Below are 23570 nucleotides of genomic sequence, written 5' to 3' on the forward strand. Positions count from 1 at the left end.
TTCGTTCACAACGCTCGCGTACGCGGCAAAGGGCTGCTACCTGCTCTCCTGGGAACGTTGGTGGCGTAACTGTCCGGAATGCAGATTGAGCCTTCCTGATCTGACGATGCTCAGCGTGCCCTGGTCGACGCGAAAGCTCTCCGGGCGCGGATCGTCTTTGGCCCGGTGCATGTTGGCTTCGACCCAATCGAAACGATCGAAACGCTGATCGAGCGTCAAAGTCCGATACACGATGGGGTACAGACGCCGAAGCTCACCATCCTGCGTGATCCCGGCGCAACAAACGGTTTCCTGGTACTTTGTGCTCGCCTGCGGATAGGCTTTAACCAGAATGCAAACCTGCTCTTTGCGAATCTCCATGATCCTTTCGCACCCGAAGATGTTGCGGCTGGCATCCAGCCCGCTGTCCAATTTCACGCGCAACCACCTGCCGGTGACAGTGAGTCACGTCGCGTTCATAGCAGAGCAAGACCACGCTGTCGCTCAGTGTCGCCGCAAGGTCGTCCAGCAGGTCTGTCTGCCGCGACAGGTGCTCCTCGAACTCGAGGAGAAAACTCCCCATGTCTCCGGTTTCTCGTAAACGGTTCCGGACATCCCGAGGAGAGCCAAGCCGGCGCTCGTGCTGGTAGGCGATACCCACGGTGCTCAGCGCCTCGGCGAGCACGGACTTACTGAATCCCTTTCGGCGAGAGACCGGCAATTCTCGAACATCAAGTAACGTCGTGACGCCAACTTCTTGAAGCGTCATGAGAAAATCGTCGATATTGGCTCCCTCGTAGCCAATGGTGAATAGCCTAGTCACTGCGTTGCCCTCTACTGACTGCCTGAGCGCGTTGATGGTAACCGGAAACGTCGTCGTAATACTGCCGGATACGCTGCTCAGATTTGTCGTCTCCAGTTGAATCGCTCAAGGGGGCACACTCGTCGTAACCCCTCGCCTCGCGGATGTGCCTCAGGCCAGCGGCTTCAGTCGTCGCTCCAACACATCGCCGGACGCCTCGTCCTGTAGCCAGTTCAGCTGCTTGGTCATCAGACGCAGGTTCTCGCGGATGATCCGCAGGCCCTTGGTTTCGACCAAGCTGCAGCCGTCGAGATCCCGCGAAAAGGGGACCGCGAAAAGGGGACGGACATATTTTCCACAATGCTGCCTCGAGGGGCATGGAATGCATTCCATGCCCGCTCCATGCAACCACCTCACCGACACACCGCCTCACACGGCACCCCATCCCCGTCCCGATCCAGCCTGCTCAGTCCACAATCCGTCAGATAATGCCGAGCCTCCGTACAGCTCGTCATCTCACCGCAGGTTCGCTTGCTGCTGCAGGCTGAACTCGGTTCCCGATTCCGCCCAGCAGCATTGCCCAAGGCGCGCGGCGAAATCCCCGGCAGCAGTGACGGGATCAAGCCCGCGTAGAGGTTGGAGTGAGCAACAGCGGACGTCCTTGCCTTTCGGTATTATTGTATATACATTAATGCGATGAACATCACCTTCGATCCCGCCAAGGACCGCTTGAACATCGCCAACCACGGGGTGTCCTTGGCGCTGGCCGCGAGGCTGGAGTGGGATCTGATGGTGTGCCGCGAAGATGATCGGGAGGACTATGGCGAGCTGCGTCTGCAATGCTTTGCCCCGATCGCGGACCAGCTCTATTGCGTGATCTGCATCGAAGATGATGACGACTACCGAATCATCAGTCTGCGAGAGGCCACACCCAGAGAGGTCAGGAACTATGCACGTGATAGACAAGATTGGTAGACGATACCGCATCGCCACAGAGGAGGAGGAGGCCCGCATCCGCGAAGGCATCGCGAAGGACCCCGACACCCATGAGCTGACCGACGAGGAGATGGCCGAGCTGCGCCCGCTGACGGAAATGAAGCGATCCTCGGGCCGCCCGAAAGCCGACTCCACCAAGCAACCGGTCTCCATTCGCCTCTCGCCCGAGGTGGTCGAATACTTCAAGGCCGAAGGCCCTGGATGGCAGACGCGTATCGACGCGGTGCTGTGCGAGCACGTCAAGACGCATCAGTGATGCCGGCCAGGGGGTGCGAAAGGGTCACGCCATCCCCTGCCGCCCCAAGCGCTCCACCGCGATCCCCAGCGCCCGGTCATCGAACAGCCGCCCCTTCCGCTCGGCCGCCTCGGGACCGCCCGGCCAGCGCTGCAAGCCTGCGCGTAGGGCGGGCACGGAGGGTGCGACGCCTTCCCTGGTCACCAGCCAATCCACGGTCGCCAGCAGTTCCATGCCGAGCGGCGATTCGAAGCCGTCGATGAGGGCGGAGGTGAGCTCCAGGGCCTCGGCATACGCCTTGGCCTCGCTCTTGAGGTAGGCGCTCACGCGCTCCTTGCGGGCGTCGAGGGTGCTCAGGTAGTCGGCCGCCGCCCTTGGATTCTCGCGCGCCTGGGCGGCGCTGAGGCCGACCACGGGGTGCAGACGCAGCGGCAGAACGGGTGATAGGTCGGCAGCGGGGCCAGCGCCTTGGGATAGCGCCCCGGCCTCAGACCGTAGCGGTCGGCGCGGGCGAAGAGGTCGCGGATGTCGGGCGCATGTCCCGGGCTGGGCCGGATCTCGTTCATTGATCCACCTGGAGTGGATCCCGGGCGAGGCGAAAGCCGATATCGGCGTAGCGGTAGCCCGGCCGGTTGCTGCCTCGGAGGGCGGAGCGCACCAGATCGGGTTCGGCGTTGAACCAGGAGCTGCCTCGGAGCGACCGGCGGCCGGCGTCGGTTGCGTCGGCACAGCGGTTCTCGGCTCCGCCATAGCGCTTGTCGTAGACCGAGCAGGTCCACTCCCAGACATTCCCGAGCATGTCCGCCAGTCCCCAGTCGTTGGTGCGGAAACGGCCGACCGGGGCGGACCATTCGAAACCGTCGTCGCAGGGGAAGCCCAGCCGCCAGCCGTGCGCCTGGTCGGGGAGGTTGGCGTATCGGCATGCCTTGGCGTCCACGGCATCGCCCCAATAGCGCGCGCCCCGGGTCCCGGCGCGGGCGGCATATTCCCATTCCGCCTCGGTCGGCAGCCGGTAGCCTCCCGCTCCCTGGGCGTTGAGCCAGGCGATGTAGGCCTGGGCGTCGTACCAGCTCACGCAGGCCACCGGATGCCGATTTCGGTCGTATGGGTAGGGGCTCGCATTGCGCCAGTTGGCGTCCGTGCTGGCGCGCCACGAGGTCCAGCGTTTCTCGCGGTCGTAGTCGGCCAGGCAGCCCTGGAGATCGTCCGCGTTGCGCTCCGCGTCCGTCAGGTATCCGGTCGCCTCGACGAATCGCCCGAACTCGCCGGTTGTGACCTCGTATCGGCCCAGGAGGAAGTCCTGGACGCAGATGGGATGCCGGTGCTCGTCCTCGAGACGTCCGGTCTCGTCCGGCGCGCTCCCCATCTGGAAGCATCCGCCCGTGATCTCGAGCATCTCGGGGGCCGGGACCAGGTTCGCGCGTATCCTGAGCCGCTCGCCAGGCGCCAGGTCCACCTGGGTCTCGTAGTCGAAGAAGCCCGGTTTCTCGATTCGGATCCGGCGTCTTCCCGCCTCGGCCGCATGGGGTTCGGGACTCGTGGGGCCGATGAGCCGTCCGTCCAGATACCAGGTGTCTTCGTCGACGTTGGAGCGAACGACGAGCTCGGCCTGGGGTTCGGCCGGCGGCTCGGGATCTGGCAGAGGGCTGAGCGGTTCCTCGTCGGACGCTGGGAAGAAGGCGGCCCACAGAGACCAGCCGCCTGCGACGATGGCTACCGCCAGGATCAGTGCAAGCGGTCCCTTCTTGCGTCTCCGAGTCTCGTGCCGCGGGCGTTCGGCTTCGTCATCCAGGTCGGAACTCGCGGGGCGCCCTCGGGTGGAGCCTTCGCGCTCCTCGAGGGCGCGCAGCGCGGCGTCCAGGAGCGATGGGGACTCCTGTTCGTCCTGGGGCGATTCGGTCCTAGGGATGGAGGCCGGCTGAGGTGGCGGGGGAGGCGGCATTCGGGTCAGCGCCGCCAGTCTGGCCTGCAGGTCCGTCGCATCCCTGGGGCGCTGGTCGGCCTCCAGGCGCAGGCAGTCCATGAGGACGCCGGCCACCCCGGGATCCAGGTCCGGGACCCGTGAGCGCAGATCGGCGAGCGGGGCGCCCGAGCGGCGTGCCTCGGCGGGCGGCGGTGCGAGAGCGCTCAAGGCCGTGTAGAGCGTCGCGCCCAGGGTGTAGCAGTCCGCCGCGGCTGTGACCGGATGCTGGCGCCGGGGGTCGGCCTGCTCCGGGGGCATGAAATGCGGATGGCCGACCCCGGCACCCATGGTGGCGCTGCCGGCGGTGCGGGCCCCTTTGCGTGCAAGGCCGAAATCGAGCAGCTTGACGCGTCCCGGATCGGGCGACTTGGAGATCGGATCCCGTTGCAGAAAGAGGTTGTTGGGCGTGAGGTCCAGGTGCAGGACGGGTCCCTCGGGCTCGGGTCGGCGATGCAGATAGGCCAATCCGTCCAGGGCCGAGAGCAGCAGCGGAAGCGCCTGCTCGGCGGGCAGCCGGCGCTCCAGCACCAGTCCCCCACTGGTCTGCCGGAGCCCGCCCAGGAAATCACCCAAGGTCTGTCCCGCCAGGCGTTCCATCACCAGATAGGCGGTTCGGTTCTCCTCCAGCACGTCATGGGCCTGGACGATGCCTGGGTGGTCGAGGCGCGCCAGCAGCTGGGCCTCTTCCAGGAAGCGCTCTTTCCAGCGGGCGAAGGCATCCGGGTCGAGCGGGAACACGGACAGGCTGTCATGCCCGTCGCGTCTGGCCAGTGGATTGAAGGTGGAGGGAAAGAACTCCTTGATGGCGACCGGCTTGCCGATTCGGGTCTGCCAGCCGGCATAGACCACGCCGAAACCGCCCGGCCGGCCGAGGACGCGGCCGACCCGGTAGAGCCTCTCATCGAGTCCGGTGAAGGGTGCGAGCAGGCTGGCGTCGTGCACGTAGGTGCGCGTGTCGAATCCGCAATGGTTGCAGACCGGGTTCGGGGCAGGGGACTGGAAGCAGTTGGGGCAGTGGCTGGTGCGGTCCATCGAGCCGCTCGCGATGGGTTCGTGGGCCTTCCGGGATGGCATGGACGCCTGGTGGCGATCTTCAGGGTCGATAGGCTGCATCGGTGTCGGCAGACAGGTGGTTCACCCTGTCTGCCGAGACGCGGGCGATCGGATCGATCTCAGGCGGGTTCGGCCTCCAGCTCGACGGAGTCGTCGACCTTGGCGACGCTCGGTTCGGACGCGGACCTTTGCCGGTTCGTTTCGCGCAGACCCTTGGGGTTGGTGAAGCGCTCGTTCAGGGTCTGGATGTAGCTCTCGCAGTCCTGGAAGACCTCGTCGATCGCGGAGCGCGATGTGGCGTTCCAGCCGAATGCGCGACCGAGCAGCAGGGTGGGACGCCAGAAGCGGGTGTTGCTCTCGAAGGCGGCGATCGGATTGCCGGGCGGATCGTGCCGCTCGGCCTGCTTGCGCAGCCAGGGCATGACGCTGAGCGCGGCAAGGCGGCGCACTCCCAAGTGGACCAGGAGCACGAGCATCGCCAGTGCCCCCTCGAGGCCCTGGATGCCCCAGGAGAGGCCCTTCAGCATTTCCAGCCACTGGGCCTCGTAGGCGAATCCATGCCAATGCCCCTGGGTGAGGCTCCAGGCCATGAATCCCGCTCCGGCGGCCAGGAGCAGCACGGCATCGGCCACCAGGGTCCGGCCGCGCCATTTGCGCATGGCCGTGTTGAGCAGCCCGACGGTGTCGCGGCTGAACTCGGTCGCGGTCTTGCGCAGCGAGGCGATGATGCGATAGGCACGCTCGACCTCGACCTGCTCCATGCGCTGATAGATCTCGGCCAGGTCCTCGTCGCGCTTCTTCTCGAAACGCTTGCGCCGGTTCTCGTCGGCGATCAGGGTGTCGGCGTCCGGGCAGTAGATGGTGTAGAAGCGCCCGGCGGTGAGACCCGCCTCGCCCATGGCGCGCAGCCAGGCCGCGACCACGTCCTCCGGATTGTCCTCGCTCGCGGTCGAGTCGAGCTGGTTGAGGATGTAGAGGAACTTGCCCGAGTCGGAGCGGCTGATGGTGTCGCCGACCAGATGCTTGAGGGTGTCGCGCATGGCGCCCGGTTCCGGGTGCCGGGCGTCGAAGAAGACCAGGACCAGATCCGAGAGATCGATCATGTGATTGGTGATGCGCAGCACCGCCGTGCGCTGGGCGTCGGCGTCGAATCCGGGCGAGTCGATCAGGATCTTGCCGCGCAGCCGCTCGTTGGGGCAGGTCTTGAGCTGGAGATAGGCGTCGATCCGGCTGCCCTCGCCGTCGGCCACCTCCTCGATGGACTCGGACATGCGGAAGAAGGGGAAGCGCGGATCCGAATCGAGCGAGACGCCGGGCAGGGTGCGGCTGATCTCCTCGGGGCTGTAGACGATGACGGTGAAGCGGTCGTCGACCGCCTGGTTGCCGGTGCGCTGCAGCTTGTGACCGAGATAGTGGTTGACGAAGGTCGACTTGCCGGCCGAGAAGGTGCCGAGGATGGAGATCAGCGGCCACCAGGGGATGAGGTTGGCGAACGACTGGTTCGACTCCAGAAGGCCCATGCGATATGCGACCCGGTCGATCGCCCTGAAGCTCTGCACGGCATTGAGCAGGACCGGATTTTCCTGCTGCAGATGGGATTCCAGGTCTTGCAGCCTTTTCTGGAGGGCGTCGGACGTGGACGTCATGGATGGGCTCCTCAAGTGTCTAGGGTCGATCCGGCATCGAGCCTGGGGAAGGGCGCGGCGGATGAACCTGGGATGCGGTCAAGATCGCGGGGTTGCGCTCGGCTCGTCGGCGGTGGGGCGGGATGTTACACCGATCACGGCCGGGGACGGTAGTCGAGCGTCCAGCGGCGGAATTTTCGTGACGAAATAGAGTCATGCAAACGGCGAGCGAGGTGGCCTTGGCTTGAATGTGGTCATGCGCTGAATGCATACTGCGCAACTGCGCCGCGGGGCTCGGGCCTGAGCCGTGGAATCTGGCGGCCTGAGATACCTCGAGCGGCGCCAGGCCCGTCTGGTCCATTCGCTCCCGGCCGGCCTCTCTTTGCGCCGTCTGCGATGCCGGCTCGATGTCCTCGTCTTTTCGGTCCGACCGCGATAGGCCTGTCGGGCGTTCGATTCAATAATAAGTAGCGTCTTATTTGGTGTGCGATCCGATGGGAACAAAGATGAATAACGCACCTGCTGCGTACGTGCTCGCCCTCGCCCTGGCGATTGTCCCGAGCCTGGTGCTCGGCGAGGTCGGCGAGACGTTCGTCGTCCAGCAGGCCCAGGGAGCGCCGACGGTGTCCGTGGGCGGAACGGTCGTGCCCTACAAGGAGGTCACGCTGGCGGCCCAGCTGCCCGGACGCGTGACCTATATCGCCGGCCGCGAGGGGGACGATTTCGAGGAGGGCAAGCTGCTGGTCGCCATCGACGACGAGGAACTGCTCGCCAACCGTCGGGCGCTGCTGGCCCAGATGTCGAGCGCCGACGCCCAGCTGCGCAACGCGGGCGTTCAGTACACGCGCGAGATGTACTCTCCCCAGTCGCGGACCTCCACGGGCGGCATGGGGCTGCCCAATCTGTTCGATCAGATGTTCACCCGGCCGATGGAGAATTTCGTCGGCGATCGCGACCGCACCACCGAGCGTTCGGCGGACCTCTTCGCCTCCGGCATCCAGATCCAGGAGGCGCAGAGCGCCATGATGCGCCTGCAGGCCGACCTGCAGGCGCTCGACTCCAAGATCCGCGATGCCCGCAGCATCTCGCCCTTCGCCGGGGTCATCGTCAAGAAGTTCGTCGAGGTGGGCGACACGGTTCAGCCGGGTCAGCCGCTGATCAATTTCGCCGACATCCAATACCTCCAGGTCGAGGTCGACGTCCCGGCGCGTCTGCGTCCCGGTCTGCGCGAGGGCGAGATGATCCAGGCCGAGATCGATCCGGGCGACCGCCGCGTGCCGGTCCGGGTGGCCCAGATCTATCCCATGGCCGATCCTCAGCGCCACACGGTGAAGATCAAGTTCGACCTGCCTCAGGGCCTCTCCGAGCCGGGCATGTACGCCAAGGTGCTGGTTCCGGATTTCAACGCCCCGGTCAAGTCCAATCCGGTGATCCCGAAGAATGCCGTGCGCTACAACGGCAGCCTTCCCGGCGTCTACGTGCTCGACGAGGGCGGTCGGCCGCAGCTGCGTCTGATCCGGGTCGGCGAGGAGCTGAACAACGGCCTCATCACCGTCCTGAGCGGTCTGCGCGCGGGCGAGCGGGTGCTGCTCGATCCGGCTCCGGGTGTGACGGCGGGCTGGTCCAAGGGCGGATCCGCCGACCATTGAGGTCGATGTCGTCGACCAGGCTCTTCAGCAGGTGCCGCCGCGTTGCGATGCTGGCCACGGACAATCTGGATTGGATATGAGTCAAGATCTTAGCGCACAGTCTCCGCAGGACAAGCCGCTGCCGGCGAGGACCGAGCAGTTGGGTATCGCTGGCCGCACGGCCAAGCTCTTCATCCGTTCTCCGCTCTCACCGCTGTTCTACGTCGCCATGCTCATGATGGGGCTGCTGGGACTCCTCCTGACCCCGCGTCAGGAAGATCCCCAGATCTCGGTCCCCATGATCGACATCATGGTCCAGTATCCCGGGGCCTCGGCGCAGCAGGTGGCCAATCTCGCGGTCCAGCCGCTCGAGCGGATCATGAGCGAGATCCCCGGGATCAAGCACGTCTATTCGGTGGCGCAGCGCGGCCACGGTCTGGTGACGGTCGAGTTCGACGTCGGCGAGGAGATGGGGCCCTCGCTGGTCAAGGTGAACGACAAGCTCGACTCCAACATGGACAAGATCCCGCCCGGGGTCATGCCGCCGTTGGTCAAGAGCAAGGGGATCGACGACGTCCCCATCGTCACCCTGACGCTCTGGTCGAAGGATCTGGACCGCGACGGCGCGGCCGACGTCGACGACGCCCAGCTGCGTCTGCTCGCCCAGGACGTGCTCCAGGCGCTGAAGCAGGTCCCGGACACGGGCAACGCCTTCGTCGTCGGCGGCCGCCGCGAGCAGGTCACCATCAATGTTTCGCCCGAACGTCTATCGGGCTATCGCATCAGTCTCGATCAGGTCGCCCAGACCATCGAGAGCGCCAATGCCGAGACCACGGCCGGCGGCGTCGAGGTGAGCGGTTCGCGCTTCTCGGTGACCACGGGCGCCTTCCTGACCGGGGTCGAGGACATCGCGCGTCTGGTGATCGGGACCTACAACGACGTGCCCGTCTATCTCCACGACGTCGCCGACATCCAGCTCGGGCCCGAGCAGGACGCCTCGCAGCTGGTGAGCTATTACACGGGCCCCTCGGCCGAGGCCGAGGGGCGCGCCGACGGCCGCCCGGCGGTGACCATCGCCGTCGCCAAGAAGGAGCTGACCAACGGAGTTACGGTGGCCCAGGCCATCATCGACAAGGTCGAGGAGCTCAAGGGCTCGCGCATCCCGGACAACGTCGCGGTGAGCGTCACCCGCAACTATGGCGAGACGGCCAACGACAAGGTCAACGAACTCATCTTCAAGCTGATCGTCGCCACCGGCTTCGTCTTCGTGCTCGTGCTGGTGGCCTTCCGCGCCCTGCGTCCGGCGATCGTCGTCATGCTGGTCATCCCGGTCGTGCTCTTCATGACGGTCTTCGTCGCCTGGATCTGGGGCATGACCATCGACCGGGTGAGCCTCTTCGCGCTCATCTTCTCGATCGGCATCCTGGTCGACGACGCCATAGTGGTGATCGAGAACATCTATCGGCGCTGGCTGGAGGAGGGACGCACCGACGACGAGACGGCGGTCGACGCCGTGCGCGAGGTCGGCAACCCGACCATCCTGGCCACCTTCACCGTCATCGCGGCCCTGCTGCCGATGGGCTTCGTCAGCGGCATGATGGGCCCCTACATGGCGCCCATCCCCAAGCTCGGGTCGGTGGCCATGTTCATCTCGCTGTTCGCGGCCTTCGTCTTCACGCCCTATCTGGCGATCTCGAAGCTGCTGCGTCCCTCGATGCGCTATCTGAGCGCAGCCGAGAAGCGCGAACACAAGGATGCCGAGCATCTGGAACGCTTCTTCCGGCGCATCCTGACGCCGCTGATGGAGGACGGGCGCAAGCGCAGGATCTTCCGTTTGGCGCTTTGGGGCACCTTCCTCTTCACCTGCTCCTTCTTCTATTTCCATTGGGTGGCGGTCAAGATGATGCCGCTCGACAACAAGCCCGAGTTCTCGGTGGTCGTCGACATGCCGGAGGGGACGGCGCTTCCGGTGACCGCCAACCTGTCCCATCGCATGGCCGAGCGGATCAAGGACATCGACGAGGTCACCGCGATCCAGCTCTACGTGGGCACGGCGCGGCCCTTCGATTTCAACGGCATGGTCCGTCACTACTATCTGCGCTCCGATCCCTGGCAGGCCGAGCTCCAGGTCCAGTTGCGCGACAAGCACGCGCGCAAGCGCAGCAGTCACGAGATCGCGATCGAGGCGCGGCGGATGCTCCAGCCGATCATCGCCGGCACGGGGGCACGGATCGCGGTGGTCGAGATGCCGCCCGGACCGCCGGTCCTGCAGTCGGTGGTGGCCGAGATCTACGGTCCCAGCCCCGAGCTGCGCCGCGCCTTCGCGCGCGACGTGACCGAATTCTTCGCCCAGGCCGAGAGCGCACGCGACGTCGACAACTATATGCGCGATCCCTTCGATTACTGGCGCTTCAACGTCGACACCGAGAAGGCGGTGCGCCGCGGCATCTCGGTCGACACCATCAACCGCAATCTGTCGATGGCGCTCGGCGGCTCGCCGCTGGGCGACATCAAGCAGCAGGCCGGACGCCAGAGCGGCCACGAGCCGATCCAGATCGTGCTGCAGGTGCCGCTGGCCGAGCGCTCCGAGATCCAGCGTCTCGGCGATCTGCCGATCCAGTCGAGCCAGGGCTTCACCGTGCCGCTGAGCGAGCTGGGATCCTTCCAGCGTGCGCGCGAGGAGGCGCTCATCTATCACAAGGATCTGCGCCCGGTCGAGTTCGTGGTCGCCGACGTGGGCGGCCGTCTGGCGGCGCCCGTCTATGCCATGTTCCAGGTCCAGGATCTGATGGCGGAGAAGGACTACGTGGCGCCCGACGGCACCCGGCCCGCGGCCGGGGGCGGTTTCGGCGACGCCTTCTACTGGCTCGGCCCACCGCCCGACAACAGCCGTCTGTCCTGGGAATGGGGCGGCGAATGGACCGTGACCTACGAGACCTTCCGCGACATGGGCGCGGCCTTCGCCGTGGCCCTGGTGCTCATCTACATCCTGGTGGTCTGGGAGTTCGGCAACTTCCGCATCCCGCTGGTCATCATGGCGCCCATCCCCCTGACCCTGCTCGGCATCATCCCCGCCCATGCGGTGATGTTCGCGATGGGGATCGGCGGCGAATTCACCGCGACCTCCATGATCGGCTGGATCGCGCTGGCCGGCATCATCGTGCGCAACTCCATCCTGCTGGTCGACTTCGCGATCCACGAGATCCAGAAGGGTGTCCCGGTGGCCGAGGCCATGATCCGCTCCTGCAAGATCCGGACGCGGCCCATCCTCATCACCGCCCTGGCCCTGGTGGCCGGATCCAGCGTCATCATCACCGATCCCATCTTCCAGGGCATGGCCATCTCGCTGCTGTCCGGCGTGCTGGTCTCGACCATGCTGACCCTGATCGTCATCCCGCTCGGGTGCGTGGCGGCCAAGGAGGATATGTGCATGATCGCGAACGCGGACATGCCGCCCGGGATCGAGATGCCATGCCGGATCGAGGCCAAGGCCGCCCAGGCCGCCAAGGCGGTGAAGACGGGTCGGCTGCCTCGTCTTCTGGGCATGCTGGTCGAGTTCTTCGTGCTCTTCCTCTATGCCGTCCGCGGGATCTTCCTGCTGCTGTTCGAGGCGCTCAAGGGACTGTTGAAGTCCAAGCCCAAATCCAGGCCCGTGCGGATCGATCCCTATGCGCGTCAGCCGGCCTCCGAACCCGGCCCCGAGCCGGAGGCCGCCGCGGAGCCGGCCGCCTCCGAGCGGCCGCCGTCGGTTCCCCTGAGCTCGACCGAGCCCGCGCCGACTGCGGCCGAGACGGGCAGGAAGACGGCGACGACCAAGAAGGCGGCCTCCAGGAAGTCCACGGCCAAGAAGACCGCGACGAAAAAGGCCGCCACCAAGAAGACCGCGTCCGGTTCTTCGGACTCGGCCAAGGCGTCGACGACCACGACGCAGAAGAAGTCCCCGCGCCGTGGTATCCGGCTCAAGGTCGATACGGACACGGATCCCGATCGGGGCTGATGTGGAGACCCGGGGAGCGGCTTCATTGATTCCGAGGACCGCTTGTCAGCGGCGCTTCGGCCTCTTGGCGGGCGGAATCTGTCTCTGGGTCTGGACCCTGGGATGTCTCGCCCAGAGCATCCCGGGCCGGGACGGGTACGGAGACCATGGGGCGACCGCTGATGGATACGGATTCGGTGGCTCCGACTCCGGCTGGTATCCCGCCCCGAGATCCGATGATGCGTCTTCGGCCGGGCCCTATCGGTTTCGTCCCGGGGCGGCGGGGCAGGGGGGCTGGTCGAGTCTTCCCTGGGATTACGATACATCCGGCTCGGGCCCCGTCCAGTCGTTCCCTGGCGGGGCCGGGCGAGCTCAGGGCTATCGCTTTCGCGAGGATCCGGCGTTCGAGGCGCCCGCGCGACTCGGCGATGAAGCCGGTGCCTATCGTTTTCGGCCTCTCACCGAGGGCGAGCGCAGGCGGGCCGACCAGGATCCGGTCTGGCGACCGCTCGAATCCGGTGGACAGGGTAGGCGGCCTGCCGATCTCTTTGAGTCGATGCAGTCCCCGACCCGGAATCCTTATGACCGACCCTACGGCCGACGCCGCTGATCGGGGCGTCGACCTGGCCATGGATGCGGACCGTCCCCGAGTCGAGACTGGCCGATGCTTATGGATTGAGTGGAACCGATCGCAACGATCATGAAAGCATAACCAGGGGAGCGAGGCATCATGAAACTCAACAGATACGTTCAGCTTGCGGCCTTGGTGTCGTCGGTGTTCGCCGCCACCGCCAGCGCTCAGATGGCCGGCACGCAATTCTCGGCCGAGATGGTCAGTCGCGGACCGGACGGTCAGGCCTCGACGGGCAGGATGTACGTGGGCGACGGCCGCATGCGCATGGAGACGAATCAGCAGGGCCGCGAGGTGGTGCGGATCACGGATCAGAATCGTGGTGTCGAGCTGCTGCTCTTTCCCGACCGGAAGGGCTACATGGAGCGCAGCATTCCTTCCGGTCAGTCGTCCTCCCGGCCGTCTTCGGGCACCAGCCCCTGTGAGGGGCTTCAGGACGTGAGCTGCCGCAAGGTCGGCGAGGAGGATGTCGGCGGACGCGCGGCGGTGAAATGGGAGATGTCGATCGAGCGCGAGGGCCGGACCCTGACCGGAACGCAATGGGTCGATGCCGAGCGCGGTCTGCCGCTCAAGTACCAGATGCCCAACGGACAGTCCATGGAGCTCAGGATGCTCGGCGAGGAGACCGTCGACGGCCGTGCCGTCGAGAAATGGGAGATGACGAGCGCCATGCCCAATCAGCAGCCGGTGAAGACCTTCCAGTGGTACGATCCCGAGCTGAAGCTCTCGGTGCGCGAGGAATTCCCGGGCGGCTATGTGCGCGAGCTGGATCATATCCAGGTCGGCCCACAACCGGACGCGCTCTTCGCGATTCCGGACGGCTACAGCCGCATGGAGTCGCCGCCGGCGCAGCGCTGATCCCATCCGGTCGGCTCACAGGACGACAGGTCCCTCCTCGGAAGAATGACATGATCACCATCGTCGGAAGTCTGAAAGGCGGTTCGGGAAAGAGCACGGTCACCTTCAACCTCGCCGTGTGGCTGGCCATGGCGGAGGTCGATGTGATGCTCATCGACGCCGATCCTCAGGCGACCCTCACCGACGTGGCCGAGGTGCGCAAGGAGGAGGGGTTCTCGCCGCAGCTCTCCGTCAGGGACGCCAAGGCCCTGACGGAGGAGACGCTGGGCTCGGCGGACGAGGTCCTGATCGACGTGGGTGCCGCGGACATGGACAGCATGCGTCTGGCGCTGTCGCTGTGCGATCGGGTCGTGATCCCGGTGCCCCCGTCTCAGGCCGATATCTGGTCCACGCAGCGCTACATCCAGTTCGTCTCGGGCATCGAGCGCAGGTCCGGGATCGAGCTCCTGGGCTTCATCAATCGCGGCGACACGCACCATGCCGTGCAGGAGACCAACGAGGCCGCGGCGGCCCTGGTTTCGCTCCCGGGCATCCGCTTCATCAAGCCGCGCCTGGCCCAGCGGACCGTCTTCCGGCGCTCGTTCAGCGAGGGGCTGGCCGTGTTCGAGCTCGAATCGCGCGGCAAGGCGGCCCGGGAGTTCCTGGGGCTGGCGGCCGCGCTCTATCCGCATCTCGTGGGCGATACCGCCTGATTCAGGGCGGGCCTCGGCCCGCGACGGCTGGCAGCGCTTTTTGCGACTGGATGCAATTCTGTTAAGCTCCTAGAACGATTGGATTTATCGGTCGTCGCGGCGCCCAGGCATCGCGGCCATGACAACGCATAGCAGTAAGTTAGGACGCGATTTCCAACATGCCGGACAACGAGCAACCCGCCTCTTCCGCATCGAGCCGGACAGCCGATCCCGGCTCCGCGATCATCGACGCACCCGATGAGAAGATCAACGCCTTCGCGATCGATCGGCTGTCGCAGGCGTTCGAGACCAGCGCCAAGCGCTGGGAACTGATCGTCTATCCATCCCTGTTCGCCTTCATCATTCTGGCGGCATACGGCTTCTATCTGGTCTTCAGTCTGGCGAAGGACGTGCACTACCTGGCGATCAGCGTCGATACCAACATGACGGTCATGGCCAGCAACATGCAGTCGATATCGGACCGCATGTCGCAGATGAGCTCGGATGTCCGCACCATGACGGTCAGCGTCGATTCCATGGCGCGCGACGTGAACGCCCTGGAACCCATGCTGGTCAGCATGCAGGACATGGATCGGGCGATTCAGAACATGACGGTCTCGACCTCATCGATGCGGCAGGACATGGCGGTCATGAACCAGAGCATCAGCCGGCCCATGAATTTCATGAACTGGTTCATGCCCTGGTAGGGCGCATGGCGGGTTCTCCTCATCCGCGACTCGGAGCCCGCTGATGGCGGCAGACATCGAGACCCTCGAGGCCGTGCGTCTGATCGTCGCCATCTCGTCTCGCGCCCTGTTCGATCTGAGCGAATCGCACCGGGTGTTCGAGACCCAGGGGGTCGACGCCTACCGCGAATATCAGGTCGCCCACGAGTCCGACATCCTCTCGCCCGGCGTCGCCTTTCCCCTGGTCAAGAAGCTGATGAGCCTCAACGAGGCGCTGGAGCGGCGCGGCCGCGTCGAGGTCATCCTGCTCTCGCGCAACAGCTCGGATACCGGTCTGCGGGTCCTGACGTCCGCTCACCATCATGGGCTCGACATCAGCCGCGCGGCCTTCACCGGCGGGGCGAGCCCCTATCGCTACGTCTCGGCGTTCGGCGCCCATCTGTTCCTCTCGGCGGATCCGATGGACGTGCGTCTGGCCCTGGACGCCGGCTGCGCGGCCGCGACCGTCCTGCCCTCCTCGGCGCCCTCGGCCGAGGAGGACGACGGTCAGGTACGGATCGCCTTCGACGGCGACGCGGTGCTCTTCTCGGACGAGGCCGAGCGTCTCTTTCGCCAGCAGGGGCTCGACGTCTTCAACGCCAGCGAGTTCGCCGCGGCCCACGAGCCGCTTCCGGGCGGACCCTTCAAGGGCTTCCTGGTGGCCGTGCATCGGCTGCAGGCGCTGTTCCCGCACGTGTCCTCTCCAATCCGTACGGCCCTGGTGACCTCGCGCGGGGCGCCGTCGCACGAGCGGGTGATCCGCACCCTGCGTGCCTGGGGCATCCGGATCGACGAGGCGCTGTTTCTCGGCGGGCTGCGCAAGGCCGAGTTCCTGCGCGCCTTCGACGCGGACATCTTCTTCGACGATCAGGCGGCGCACTGCGAGGCGGCCAGCCTGCATGTGGCAACCGGCCACGTTCCGCACGGGGTCGCTAACGGCTAGGGTTTCGGTCTCCCTTCCGGATGGGTCGGGATCCGGGAAGTGGAAAAACGGATACGGCGATGGTGTAATTCGCCCCATACTGTGACTCCGTCCGTACTTGGATTCGGACGATGCAGCCACCCCACTCTGGAATTCAGGAATCGAGGTTCATCGAGATGCCATTGCCGAAAAGACGGAGTGTTCTGCCATCCTGGATGCATGGATTGACATTGGCGGTCCTGGTGTCCTTCATGGCCTCGGTCGCGGTTCCGGCCCTCGCGGAGCGGGCCGTGCCCGAGGGGTATCGGCTGCAGGCCGGTGATATCGTCGCCGTCTCCGTGTGGCAGGAACCCGGGCTCGAGCAGCTGGTTCTGGTGCGTCCCGACGGCGGTATCTCCTTCCCGCTGGCCGGCGATCTGGAGGCGGCGGGGCTGACCATCGGCGAGCTGACCCAGGCCCTCAAGGACAAGCTCAAGAAATACATCTCGGATCCGGTGGTGACGGTCACCCTGCAGGAGATCCCGGGGAACCGGATCTATATCCTCGGCCGCGTCAACAAGCCGGGCGACTTCCCCTTGGTGACGCGCGATGTCACCGTCATGCAGGCATTGGCCATGGCCGGCGGTCTGACGCCCTTCGCCGACGAGAAGCATATCAAGGTGCTGCGCACGGAGAACGGCACGCAGCGTTCCATCCCCTTCAACTACAAGGATATCCGGCGCGGCAGATCATTGGAGCAGAACATCGCGCTAGAGGCCGGCGACGTCATCGTGGTCCCTTGAGTCAGTGCCTTCGCCACGGACTTCCATGCATTGACGCAGGAGACTCGCCCCCATGGTCTTCATGGATTCTTTGAACGACCGCACGTGCAGCCTCTCTCTCCTGTGTCTGTCACTCGCTCTCGGTAGCTCCCTGGCGCATGCCGAGCAATGGTACGTCGAGCCGCGCGCCATCCTGCAGACCTTTTATGACGACAACGTCCGTCTGACCACGCGAGGCGAGCGGGAGACGGCGGGCGCGACCATCCAGGCGAACGTGAAATCGGGGCGGCGGACCGAGATCAGCGATATCCAGCTCGGGGGGCGGTTGACCTCCAGACGCTATTTCGAGGCATCCGATCTGGATGAGACCGACGCATCCATGAACGCGCTGGCCTCCTATCGTCTCGGTCGCAGCAGCTTCGAGGTCCAGGGCGCCCTGGATTACGACTCGACGCTCACCAGCGAGGTCTCCACCTCCGGATACGTCCAGGCGAACAAGCGCCGCATCCGTCTCTTCGCTCAGCCGACCTGGACCTATATGCTGACGCCGCGCGCGACTCTCGAGCTGAGCGCCAGCTATCAGGACGTGAGCTATGAGGATGTGGATGTCATCCCCCTCTATGACTACGACTACACCACCGCCGGGCTGACCTTCATCTATGCCCTGAGCGAGCGGGCGCAGGCATCCCTGCGGGCGACCTTCGATCGCTACGATGCCAGCGAGACCGATCTCGAGTCCGAGACCAGGGGCATGCTGCTGGGGATGAGCTACCAGCTCTCGGAGACCCTGTCGCTGTCCGCCTTCACGGGCGTCCGAAATTCCACGTCCAGATATGGGACCTGGCTCGGTGTGATCGAGACCGACAGCAGCGGGCCCTTGTTCGAGGTCGAGTTGAAGAAGAGGTTCGAGGTCGGGAGTCTGAGTCTCTCGGCCCAGCGCTCGATGCTGCCGAGCGGCGATGGCCAGTTGCTGGACACGACCTCCTTGTCCCTGTCCTACGACTATCCGCTCGGTCCCAGATGGACCCTGGGTCTGAATGCCGATGCCTATCGGAACCGAAACTCGGACGATGATTCCTCGAGTTCGGATCGCGATTATTTCTCCATCTCGCCGAGACTGGGTCTCAAGCTGACGGAAGAGTTGAATCTCGCGCTCAGCTATCGTTACCGATTGCAGAAATACGACTTCCGCGATGAGGAAGCGGTGTCCAATTCGATCTATCTAAATCTGACCTATGTCTTTCCCCGGCAACTGATCGGGAAGTAGCGAACCTTCCCGGTCTGATTCGGGAGCAATGGGCCGTGGATCAGGCGCCTTCTCGATCAGATCGATCTCGATCCTGCGATTGACCCAGGGTCCGCGCGTCCTCTCCTGTCCGGGATCGACCAGAAGCTGGTCCTCGCCCTTCCCGGCGTGCCGCACCCGATCCGGGTCGAGTCCGGCGGCGATCAGAACGTCCGCGACCTTGGCGGCGCGCAGCTCGGACAGCGACTGATTGATCGTACGGCTTCCCAGGCTGTCGGTATGAGCCGTCACCAGGACCTCCAGGTCATTCCGGTCCTTGGCGAGCGCGGCGAAATCCCGCAGCAGGGATTTCGCTCGCTCGTCGAGTTCCGCGCTGCCGGATCCGAACTGGATGCGGTCGGCGAAATTGGATCGAATGCGGTCGGGTGCGAGGGTCTCCACGTTCAATCCCATGGCGGAGATCGCCTCGGCGATCTCGCTCATGCCGTCTTGATGCGGTTCAGGTTCCGGCTCAGGCTCAGGCTCTGCGACTGCGGTTCGGACGTCGGATAGCGGCCGGGACGCGGCCGCTTCGGTCGTCTCCTGAATCGATGAAGCCGCTTCCGTCGAGCGTTCGGCAGGGAGCTGCGGCGCTGGTGGCCGGGATGGCTCCTCGTTCGTGGTTACGCGGATCGCCTCCGGCTGCTCGGATCGATTCCGCGACGGATTTTCCGCAAGCGGTGCCTGGGCAGGGTCGGGGCGAGCCGGCTCCTCCCTCTGGACCGGTGGCGATGGGGGCTTGGTCGTATCGCCAGGTCCCTCTGATTCGATTGCGGACGAATCCAGATGCTGTGGGGGCGGCTCCTGGTATCCCCTCAGCGCGGACCAGAGGACGAGTGCGAATCCCAGGCAGAGACCGGCGGTGATGGCGACGAGTTCCTTGGTCCGTTTGCGCTTCGGGAGGTGGCCGTATCGGATCAGCTCATCGCGCGTGGAGGCGGACTCCTGCGTGAGATCCATGGGGGGGATCGCGGCCTCGTCTGCGCGGTTCGCGACGCTATGAAAGGAGCGTTCCGGCTTGGCGTTGATGTCGGCGAATCCGCTTGCATCGGGTCGTCTGGGCGGTTGGGGTTCCTCGCTTCGAGGTGGTTCGATCCGGGGCGAGTCGGCCGCGCTCGGGTCTCGGTGCCTGTCGATCCTTGGGGCCGGCGCTTGGCGCTCGCCTTCAGGTTCCTGGTCCGCTGTCGGATCCGGCTCGTTGGCCTTCTGGTCCTGTGGGCCGGCCGTCTCTGCGGCGATGACCCCGACGGATCGGATGAATTCCTGGATGGCCTCTTCGGTCAGTGGGACGCGATCCTCGGCATCGACGGCGAACAGGAGGTTGGATGCGTCCGACTTGATCAGATTGTCGATGGCCTGGCCGGTGACGAGATGCTCGCCGGCGCCGTATGAGAAGACGAGGGCGGTCTCGCAGATCAGATTGATGATGCGCGGGATGCCCTTGCTGTAATGAAAGGCCGCGTGACAGGCATCCGCCGTGAAGATCTCCTTGCTGCCGCCGGCGGTCTCGAGACGGTGCCTGATGTAGCGGTAGGTCTCCTCGGACGTGAGCCGGCCGAGATGATAGGATGCCGAGACGCGCTGAACGAACTGCTCCAGCTCGGGGCGTCTCAGTTGCTGTCTGAGCTGTGGCTGCCCCAGGAGCAGCAGCTGAAGCACCAGATCCTTGTCGGCGTTGATGTTGGATAGAAGGCGGATCTCCTCGAGTCGTTCCAGACCCAGATTCTGCGCCTCGTCGATGATGAGCAGCGTCTTCTTCCCTTTGGCGTACTGGCTCAGAAGGAAATCGACGAACGCCTGATGCTGCTCGAGCTTGCTTCCGGGCGGGACGTTCAGCTCGAAGGCGGCGCAGACCCAGTCCATGATCTGGCCGAGAGATTCGTGCGTATTGGAGATGAGGCCGATGGTCAGATCGTCCTCGAGTCTGTGGAGCAGATAGCGCATCAGGGTCGTCTTGCCGGATCCGACCTCGCCAGTCAGAACGGTGAATCCGGACTGGCTGTAGAGACCGTATTCGACGAGCGTCAGGGCCTCTCGATGGATCTTGCTGAGGTAGAAAAAGCTTGGGTCCGGAAGGAGCGAGAAGGGCTTTTCGTTGAGTCCGAAGAAGGATTCGTACATCTTCCGTTTCCCAGGCGATGATGGGCGTCCATCGTAGAGTTGGTGATGCGAGGTGGCGTCCAGCAGGCGTGCGCGGCAGTGTATCAAACTCCCTTGACTCGGTTGAGCCTCTTTGTCCTCGCCGGGCGTTTCGGGATCGTGAGTCACATGCAGGGGGCGAGATGAAATCAGGCTTCATCCACTCTATACCAGTCTTATCTCCGCTGATTCCGGCGGATGACCATGCTCGCCGCAGAAGGCGTCGGTCGTTCAGGGCCGCTGGTGTGCTGAGAGTGGTCCTTTCGGTCTCCGTGATCGCGCACATATCTCTCTGTCGGGCGGCGGACGTCGAGACCCCTGGCGCGCCGCTCGAGCCCTCTCCGGAGGCGCGGGCCGTATCCGGCAAGACGTCTCCCGAACCCCTGGAGTCGATTCGGGTGGAGGATGCCGCCGCGTCTGCCGCTCGCCCTCTGCCCGAGCCGCCGCAGGGACCGGTACCCTCTCGAACCGCCATTCGGTCGGCCATCGATCGCTATGCCGTTCTGTTTCGGCTGGATCGCAACTTGCTGCATGCGATCGTGAGCGTCGAATCCGCCTACGATCCGCTCGCGGTTTCGTCGAAGGGTGCGGTCGGATTGATGCAGCTGATGCCGGAGACCGCGGCCGATTACGGCGTGACCTCGGTGGACCGTCTGTTCGATGTGCACACCAATCTGGAGGCCGGCGCTCGCCATCTGAAACGTCTGATCGAGAAATACGGCAGCATCGGCAAGGCGGTGATGGCCTATAACGCGGGAGAGGGAGCCGTCGAACGGAGCGAGGGTGTCCTCGACTATCCCGAAACCCAGCTCTATACCTATCAGGTGTTGAGCCGATTTCTGCGGATGAAGGGAATTCCGCTCTATTCCGAGCGTGCGGAGCAGGTTCTGGGGATGAGGATGATGCCGGTCGCGGCCACCGCCGGAGTGGCCGGAATCGGTGGCGCCGCTCGGTCTCCGGTCTCCTTTGCGCCGGCTGCGACGAGCGCGGCCTGGCCCGAGGATGCACCCTGGAGCGAGCCTGCTCGCGAGGCGGCGCGCAAGGACATGCCAACGCGCCTGAAGAGTCGTCTGAGCGCTCCGGGCAACTCGCTGCTCGGCAGTCATCTCCAGGAACTCGCCGAACGCCGCAAGCGTTTCTCCCGTCAGGCCGAACAGCGCTCCAAGGCGCAGAACCCTCGGACACAGACGTTCGCTGATCCCGACCGCGCGCGGTGAGCCCGGGGTCTCTCGGCGCCGTCAGGCTTGAACCTCCAGGCTCGGAGAGGGGCGCTGCAGGAAGTTGCCTTGGACATAGTCCACGCCGGCCGTCCAGAGCACCGTCAAGGCACGCGCATCCTCGACCCCGGTGACGATGCTCTTGACGTTGAATTCCTTGGCCAGGGTCGCGAGTTGCAGCAGGCGCTGCTGCTTCTGGGCATCGTCGGCCAGACTCTGGGCGAAGCTGGGTTTCAGCAGCACGTAATCGAGAGACAGTCCCTGCAGGATCAGCTCCGGGCGCTCGCTGACGCCGAATCGGTTGATGGCGACCCGGCACTTGATCTTCTTGAGGGTATCGACCAGCTTGCCGATGCTGGCCAGGTTCCCGACCACCAGCTCTTCCTGGAACTGGAAGGTCAGCCAGTTGCCCCTGACGTCGAATTCGCGCAGACAGTCGCAGATCCAGAGAACGATGCTCGGATTCCTGAAGGTGTCTTCCGAGAGGTTGAGGAAGAGACTGAGATTGTGTCCCGCCTTGCGCTGCTCGCCGATGGTCCGTATCGCCGAGCGGATCGCCCATTTGTCCACCTCCTCGATCAGTCCGCCACGGATGGCGGGGCCGATGAAGTCCTTGGCCTCGAGCAGGTTCTCCTCCTCGTCGAGCAGGCGGATCAGGACGCTGTAGTTCTCCTGGCTGTCGCCCATCAGGCTGATGATGGGCTGATAGACCAGCTTGAGCTGGTCGTTGCGCAGGGCATACTCGATCTTGCGCGCGATGGTGACGTCGCCGTCCTCGTCCTCCTGCTTGACGCGGGCGGCCAGCGAGGTGGGCGGCTGCTGCCCCGGGACATGATCGCGATCGGTGAAGTCGTGTCCGATGCAGAGACGATGCGCGGCGTTGACGATGTCCTCGGCGGCGGCCGCCCGGTCGCTCACCAGGAAGTAGCCGATCTCGCAATCCGCGGTGGCGTCCCCGTTCTGACGGCGCTGGTTGGGCAGACGCGCGTTCGAGGTGATCTTCTCGGCCAATGCCTTGGCCTCGAACTCGCCCAGCCCGTCGACGAGGAGACCGAAGCCATCGTCGCCGAGCCGCGCGAGGAAGCCCTTGTCCGCGACCAGGGCGTCGAGCGTTTTGGCGAATTCCTCGAAGAGTTCCAGTGCATGGGTCAGTCCCAGGTCGCGCAGCAGATCGACGCTCTTCTTGATGCGGATATAGAAAATGGCGAACGGGCGCTCGACGTTGCGGTCCTGGCCGATGTGGGTCTCGATCTCGGCGAGGAAGCTGATGAGACCGAGCTCGTTTCCGGTGGCGTGAGCGGCATTGGATCCGGTCTGCGCAATCGGTTGCGGGACGTTTGCCTTCAGGATCAGACGCAGGCATGGCTCGTCTTCGTACTCCGCCGGGGCGGCGAGCAGGTGGGCCTCGAACAGGCTCCCGTCCGTTCGCTTGCATGTCAGATCCAACTCGGCGGGGGACGTCGAGGAGGCGTCGCTCGGGCGCAGGATGTCGCGAACCCGTTTCTGCGAGCCGGCATCGATGAGATCGAGGAAGGGCGTCGCCAGCACCTCTTCCTGGGACTCGAAGCCGAAGAGGCGCGGATAGGCCGGGTTGGTTTCGATGTGGAGACCGTCCTGGATGAAGGCGACGCCGGCGCTGGTGACCTCGATGATCTCGAGCGATCGCTGCTCGCAGTCCTTCAATCGGTCGTTGAGAGCCTGCGCCTCCCGGCGTTTGACGAGATCGGAGAATTCGCGCCGGACTGCGAGCTTGAGGCGCTCGCTGTCGCCCCGTTCGACGAGATCGCGGGCCCCGCTGCGACGGGCCTTGGCCGTGAGACCGGCGTGGTTCTCGCCGTCGGTGACCAGGATGAGGGGGATGTCCGCAGTCGATTTGCGGTAGGCCGTGAGCACCTCGTCCAGATTCAGGTCGCGTTCGTCGCTGAAGCAAATGATGATGTCGCAGCCACGCTGCGTGATCGTTTCGCCGAGCCGCTCGGCGTTCGGGATGCTGACGCTCTTGGACGCCAATCCGTCTTCGCGCAGGGTGGCGACGAGCCTCTCGGCTTCGCTGGATTGCGTCGTGATCAGGAGCAGGGTTGCTGTTTTGCTGTGCACTGGCATG

General features: G+C 64.9%; 20 protein-coding genes. 11 read left to right on the plus strand and 9 right to left on the minus strand.

From position 1 onward, the window contains the following. Nucleotides 1-36: 36 nt before the first annotated feature. The 4 genes from D779_RS22190 to D779_RS23130 form a co-directional block, all read right to left on the minus strand. The gene (locus tag D779_RS22190) at nt 37-417 is read right to left on the minus strand and encodes a hypothetical protein (protein ID WP_198295698.1); all 381 of its coding nucleotides are present in this window, start codon (nt 415-417) and stop codon (nt 37-39) included. Next, the gene (locus D779_RS23275; RefSeq protein WP_081763437.1) at nt 323-748 is read right to left on the minus strand and encodes a DUF488 domain-containing protein; all 426 of its coding nucleotides are present in this window, start codon (nt 746-748) and stop codon (nt 323-325) included. The genes D779_RS22190 and D779_RS23275 overlap by 95 nt, the downstream gene beginning before the upstream one ends. 204 nt (nt 749-952) lie before the next feature. Then, nucleotides 953-1078 carry a hypothetical protein gene (locus D779_RS23125; protein WP_269747378.1) on the minus strand — a complete coding sequence of 42 codons (126 nt, stop codon included), beginning with the start codon at nt 1076-1078 and terminating at the stop codon, nt 953-955. 116 nt (nt 1079-1194) lie between these two features. Further along, nucleotides 1195-1404, minus strand: coding sequence for an excalibur calcium-binding domain-containing protein (locus D779_RS23130; protein WP_332307752.1), 210 nt, complete (start codon nt 1402-1404; stop codon nt 1195-1197). A 73-nt stretch (nt 1405-1477) separates the two neighbouring features. Between D779_RS23130 and D779_RS09075 the strand changes: the two genes are divergently transcribed. Together D779_RS09075 and D779_RS09080 are read left to right on the plus strand one after the other, a co-directional pair. Then, on the plus strand, nt 1478-1756 hold the full coding sequence (locus D779_RS09075; RefSeq protein ID WP_043752911.1) for a BrnT family toxin: 279 nt from the start codon (nt 1478-1480) through the stop codon (nt 1754-1756). Next, complete coding sequence (locus D779_RS09080) at nt 1737-2033, plus strand: BrnA antitoxin family protein (RefSeq protein WP_232424138.1); 297 nt, start codon at nt 1737-1739, stop codon at nt 2031-2033. The genes D779_RS09075 and D779_RS09080 overlap by 20 nt, the downstream gene beginning before the upstream one ends. A gap of 24 nt (nt 2034-2057) precedes the next feature. On the opposite strand, the gene D779_RS09085 is transcribed toward D779_RS09080, so the two are convergent. From D779_RS09085 to D779_RS09095, 3 genes are all read right to left on the minus strand, one after another. After that, nucleotides 2058-2426, minus strand: coding sequence for a hypothetical protein (locus tag D779_RS09085; protein WP_043752913.1), 369 nt, complete (start codon nt 2424-2426; stop codon nt 2058-2060). 148 nt (nt 2427-2574) lie between these two features. After that, nucleotides 2575-5049: an SUMF1/EgtB/PvdO family nonheme iron enzyme gene (locus tag D779_RS09090; RefSeq protein WP_043752915.1), complete on the minus strand. Its 2475-nt coding sequence runs from the start codon at nt 5047-5049 to the stop codon at nt 2575-2577. A 98-nt stretch (nt 5050-5147) separates the two neighbouring features. Then, complete coding sequence (locus D779_RS09095; RefSeq protein WP_043752918.1) at nt 5148-6674, minus strand: dynamin family protein; 1527 nt, start codon at nt 6672-6674, stop codon at nt 5148-5150. A gap of 485 nt (nt 6675-7159) precedes the next feature. On the opposite strand from D779_RS09095, the gene D779_RS09100 reads away from it, so the two are divergent. The 8 genes from D779_RS09100 (at nt 7160) to D779_RS09135 (ending at nt 18092) form a co-directional block, all read left to right on the plus strand. Next, nucleotides 7160-8302, plus strand: coding sequence for an efflux RND transporter periplasmic adaptor subunit (locus tag D779_RS09100; RefSeq protein WP_232424139.1), 1143 nt, complete (start codon nt 7160-7162; stop codon nt 8300-8302). Nucleotides 8303-8378: 76 nt separating this feature from the next. Next, the gene (locus D779_RS09105; protein ID WP_043752923.1) at nt 8379-12278 is read left to right on the plus strand and encodes an efflux RND transporter permease subunit; all 3900 of its coding nucleotides are present in this window, start codon (nt 8379-8381) and stop codon (nt 12276-12278) included. 709 nt (nt 12279-12987) lie between these two features. Further along, nucleotides 12988-13746: a hypothetical protein gene (locus tag D779_RS09110; protein ID WP_043752927.1), complete on the plus strand. Its 759-nt coding sequence runs from the start codon at nt 12988-12990 to the stop codon at nt 13744-13746. A gap of 50 nt (nt 13747-13796) precedes the next feature. Next, nucleotides 13797-14438 carry a nucleotide-binding protein gene (locus D779_RS09115; protein ID WP_043752930.1) on the plus strand — a complete coding sequence of 214 codons (642 nt, stop codon included), beginning with the start codon at nt 13797-13799 and terminating at the stop codon, nt 14436-14438. A gap of 158 nt (nt 14439-14596) precedes the next feature. After that, the gene (locus D779_RS09120) at nt 14597-15124 is read left to right on the plus strand and encodes a hypothetical protein (RefSeq protein WP_043752933.1); all 528 of its coding nucleotides are present in this window, start codon (nt 14597-14599) and stop codon (nt 15122-15124) included. Nucleotides 15125-15167: 43 nt separating this feature from the next. After that, complete coding sequence (locus D779_RS09125) at nt 15168-16085, plus strand: 5'-nucleotidase (protein WP_043752936.1); 918 nt, start codon at nt 15168-15170, stop codon at nt 16083-16085. Nucleotides 16086-16279: 194 nt separating this feature from the next. Then, nucleotides 16280-16846, plus strand: a complete 567-nt coding sequence (locus D779_RS09130; RefSeq protein ID WP_232424142.1) for a polysaccharide biosynthesis/export family protein — start codon at nt 16280-16282, stop codon at nt 16844-16846. Nucleotides 16847-16916: 70 nt separating this feature from the next. Then, a complete protein-coding gene (locus tag D779_RS09135) occupies nt 16917-18092 on the plus strand; it encodes a porin family protein (protein ID WP_157726362.1) in 1176 nt (391 codons plus the stop codon). On the opposite strand, the gene D779_RS21070 is transcribed toward D779_RS09135, so the two are convergent. Beyond that, nucleotides 18048-20231 (minus strand): AAA family ATPase, encoded by a 2184-nt coding sequence (locus D779_RS21070; protein ID WP_052347999.1) that lies wholly within the window; start codon nt 20229-20231, stop codon nt 18048-18050. The two genes, D779_RS09135 and D779_RS21070, sit on opposite strands and share 45 nt — an antisense overlap. 290 nt (nt 20232-20521) lie before the next feature. Here D779_RS21070 and D779_RS21075 point away from each other — a divergent pair, with 290 nt between their 5' ends. Continuing rightward, complete coding sequence (locus D779_RS21075) at nt 20522-21466, plus strand: lytic transglycosylase domain-containing protein (RefSeq protein WP_157726363.1); 945 nt, start codon at nt 20522-20524, stop codon at nt 21464-21466. Nucleotides 21467-21487: 21 nt separating this feature from the next. On the opposite strand, the gene D779_RS09150 is transcribed toward D779_RS21075, so the two are convergent. After that, on the minus strand, nt 21488-23569 hold the full coding sequence (locus D779_RS09150) for an EAL domain-containing response regulator (protein ID WP_043752946.1): 2082 nt from the start codon (nt 23567-23569) through the stop codon (nt 21488-21490). Nucleotide 23570: the final 1 nt, after the last annotated feature.

Source organism: Imhoffiella purpurea (assembly GCF_000585215.1).
In the GTDB taxonomy this organism is placed as follows: Bacteria; Pseudomonadota; Gammaproteobacteria; order Chromatiales; family Chromatiaceae; genus Imhoffiella; species Imhoffiella purpurea.